The 3,401-nt window shown below is 64.4% G+C and carries 3 protein-coding genes; 1 reads left to right on the top strand and 2 read right to left on the bottom strand.

The window, feature by feature from the left end; translation table 11 throughout:
* On the bottom strand, nucleotides 1-1,424 hold a 1,424-nt coding region (locus AC1DSN_RS20235; protein WP_477332477.1), incomplete at its 3' end, for an ATP-dependent nuclease.
* A gap of 88 nt (nucleotides 1,425-1,512) precedes the next feature.
* A complete protein-coding gene (locus AC1DSN_RS20230; RefSeq protein WP_477297831.1) occupies nucleotides 1,513-2,607 on the bottom strand; it encodes a DNA-binding protein in 1,095 nt (364 codons plus the stop codon).
* A 176-nt stretch (nucleotides 2,608-2,783) separates the two neighbouring features.
* On the opposite strand from AC1DSN_RS20230, the gene AC1DSN_RS20225 reads away from it, so the two are divergent.
* Nucleotides 2,784-3,329 carry a hypothetical protein gene (locus AC1DSN_RS20225; RefSeq protein ID WP_477297833.1) on the top strand — a complete coding sequence of 182 codons (546 nt, stop codon included), beginning with the start codon at nucleotides 2,784-2,786 and terminating at the stop codon, nucleotides 3,327-3,329.
* The last annotated feature ends 72 nt before the right edge of the window (nucleotides 3,330-3,401 follow it).

The raw sequence follows: 3,401 nt of genomic DNA, 5'->3' as shown, positions 1-3,401 counted from the left end.
ATCATGGGTAGTAGCAAGCGCTCGGCGGTTCCTTCGATTAGGACGGCCTTGTCGGCGAAGAACAGATCGCATCGGGTCAGGGTGAGATACTGATGTAGGAACTCGCGATCGGGAGCGGGGGTGTCGCTCATGCCATCCCGGAGGTCCTTCACCTCGGACTGGCGCAATCCAGCATCATCAGTGGTCGCCAGGAAGTAGCGCATGGTTTCGAATCGCGCCTCGTTCGCCATATGCGAGGAGTGCGTGCTGACGACGAACTGCACGGGCCACGGCTTACCATCATTCAGTTCGGCGACGAAGACCTTCGCGATCTCATCGAGCTGCCGTATGAAAACCTCTTGCATCTGTGGGTGCAGATGCGCCTCCGGCTCTTCGATGAAGATCAGATGCACCCCGGCGGCGGCTGGACTGCTCTGGAACTCGCGAAAGAATCGCAGCAGCTGAAGCAACATGTAGACGAGATTGCGTGCGCCCAGGCCGTTATAACTTTCCGGCAGGGTCAGGCCATTGACGCCGGCATAGCGGACTTTGGTGTGGTCCTTCAGTAGCCTGTCGACATCGAAGTTGGTCTCGGTGATCAAGCCAGGGTCGGCAAGCCCGGGGTAGCCAAATAGATCGAACGTGGGCAATAGCGAGGTGACCTTTGCGTTGAAGTCGGCGTGCAATCGGTCCTGAATCGTCTCGACCGCGGCTTTCAGCTGCTCGGCCGTGGTTCGCCTTTCCGCGTCTACCGGGTCGGTGAGCGCCGACTGGAAGAGTACCTCGATGACCTTGCCGAGCACGTCGCGCTCGCGGTGGGTGTCATCGTCCAGGCCGCGTTGGGCATTAATGAATCCCCCACGGACTAGTGCGGACAGCGTCTTGAGATCCAAGACTTTGCGGTTGGTGTTGTCGTTGGGATCCACCGCTTCCAGCGTCGCGGTGTAAGCATCCGTCACTCGGGCTGGCAGTGCCCGAAACAGGGCGCTGCGATTGGCGAGCAGGTCGTCGACCCAGGTGATGTCCGCGAACAGCGCTACCGGCGCCGTCGGCTCGGGGCCGTAAGTAAGGACCAGCCGTGCGGTGTGGCAGTCYGGATTCAAATCGATAATGCAGTCACTCAGCGGCCCCAGGTCCGGTGCGTCGACGTCATAGACGATGTCTAGAGTGACCCGGATCGACGGTAGCGCAGCAACTACATCGGTGACGGCGTTCCCCGCCCTGAAGTGGCCATAGGCGTGCCAGAACTGCTCATGACAGCCCAGCGAAAAGTCCTCCATCCGGAACGACAAGGTCTTCTCGCTGAGCAGGCGTCGAAACAGCTCGGCGACGGAGGTCTTTCCCGAATTATTTCGACCCACGATCAACGTGGTCCGTTCTTCCAGACCGACGACAGCTTTGCGCAACAACCGGAAATTCTCGACGGCAAAGCCTTTTAGACGCATGTCCATCCCCATGGGCATTATTGGTCCGGCAACTACTCAAGTGTGCGCCCACGGTGGACCTTGCGTCTGTAGGGATGCGCCTACACGGTCAACCTGTGGGAGGCAGTGGCGCTGGTTGGGCGAGCATCACCATGCTCGCATGCAGGCGATCTCGTTCCGCGGTCACCGCGTCCAAGGTCGCTAGCAATGCGGTGCGGTCGTCCGTCGCGCTCGCTTGCCTGGTCACCGCCTCGGTCAGCGCGGCGCGTTCGCGTGCGAGTTCGGTTTCCAGACGGTCGCGCAAGGCGGCCTCGGCGTCGGCTTTGGCCTGGCCGAGCTGAAAGGCGTGCTCGAGCTGACCAACGCGCGCGGTCAGGGTGGCGACCGTGCTCTGCGCCGAGTCGCGGTCGCGGCCCTGGGCTGCGGCCGTTTCCTGAGCGTCAGCCAGTGCGGCGGCAGACTCGGCGGCTTCTGCCTGCAGCGCGAGGATCCGTGCCTCACTCGCAAGCGAAGCCACGCGTGCGGCCTCCAGCTCGGCCTGCTGAGCGGCGCAGCGATCGTCGGTCATGGCCAACAGGCGGCTGAGGCGAGTGTGCTCGGCCGCGGCCGTGGCCCCCTCACGCTTCAACCGCTCCACTTCGCGATCTCGCTGCCCGATCATCTCGGCTGCGTCGCGGGCTTGATCACTGAGCCGGGCAAGCTCGACCTGCAACGTCTGGTTACGCGCCTGCAGGCTTTGGAACTCCTCGCGTAGGGCGGTGACGACCCGCTCGGTGGTCGCGCGCTCGCCGGCGAGGGCCGCTTGATCCACGGCTAACTGCGCCTGAGCCGCGGTCAGCGCGGTTCGGTCGTCCGCGATCACGGCGCGCGTCGGGGCGAGCGCGTCCTGGGCGACCCGGGTGGCATCGGCCTGCAGGCGTTCCCACACGGTGAGCAATTCGGCAGGGACGGCGGCGGCCGGTGCCGGCTCGCGGCCCTGGCGAAACCACGCATCGAGCTTGGGGTGGATCGTGTTGGGCGAGCCGCCGCCGGCGATGCGGCGGATGAATTCCACCGTCGGCTTGACCCCTTCCAGGGCGAACGCGGCTTCGGCGATGGCGTCGACGTCGGCCTGTTCTAGCGGGCCGCGACGAACACCGCAGCGGGCTTCCCACGCGGCGCGCACCTGCTGTTCGAGCGCATCTAGGGGATTCGCATCATTCATGGCGGACGCTCGACGGAGGGCACATCGAGGCTACGCGCGTAAGGTCTGCGGCGCAACAAAATATGCCATACATAGGGCATATTTCCCATAAATAACTACCTCTGACAATGCCACTTGTCAGAGGTCGTTAGGCAGCTTACGCTCGCTGCATCCTCTCTCCTGCACGGATGCCGCTGTTGCGAAACCACTCCGTCGCCCTCCCCGCTTATCTCGTCTGCGCACTGTCGGGCGCCCTTGTCCTGGTCACCGCCGCCGCCGCCCAGTCGTCAGCGCGGCCTGCCGTTCCCGCGCTGCGCGTAATGCAACATCAGCAACTGACTTGCGGAACGCAGATGGTGTACGACGCCGACATCAACCTAGCCGATCCCACCGCGGTCCAGGTCCGCCTGGTCTGGCAGCTGGGTGAGCTCGGGGCCTACGCTGATCTCGCCCTGGTGGGCCATATCAACAGCCAGCACCAGGAGCGTCTGGCCGATCCGCCGTACCGCACGATCACGGTCAGCTCGGTGGTCAAGGCGCTGCGCGCCGATGGCCGCGCCGCCGTCGCGGTGGTGTACACGCTGCAAAAGGACAATGTCTCGCCATCCGCCTGCGGTTTCGTCGACGCCGTCATCGACGTGGGTCGTCCTGCGCATCTGACCGGCTCGGACGGGCTGCCCGTCGCCCTCACCGTCCTGCTCCCCACGCCACCCTCCTCCGGACCGTCCGATGACCATGGCTAAGTACGTGCGCCGCCGCCGAACACCTGCTCGCTTCCGTCGGAGCGCGTGATGGCCCAGCGCAAGGATGTCGTC

The organism is Luteibacter sp. P4_D7_3 (assembly GCF_056401735.1).
The sequence above is the reverse complement of the archived record's forward strand: the minus strand, read 5'-3'. Positions and strand labels throughout refer to the sequence as shown.

Coding starts and splice junctions, on each gene's coding strand:
- AC1DSN_RS20230 (WP_477297831.1), bottom strand. CDS start 2,607: ATGAATGATGCGAATCCCCTAGATGCGCTCGAACAGCAGGTGCGCGCC.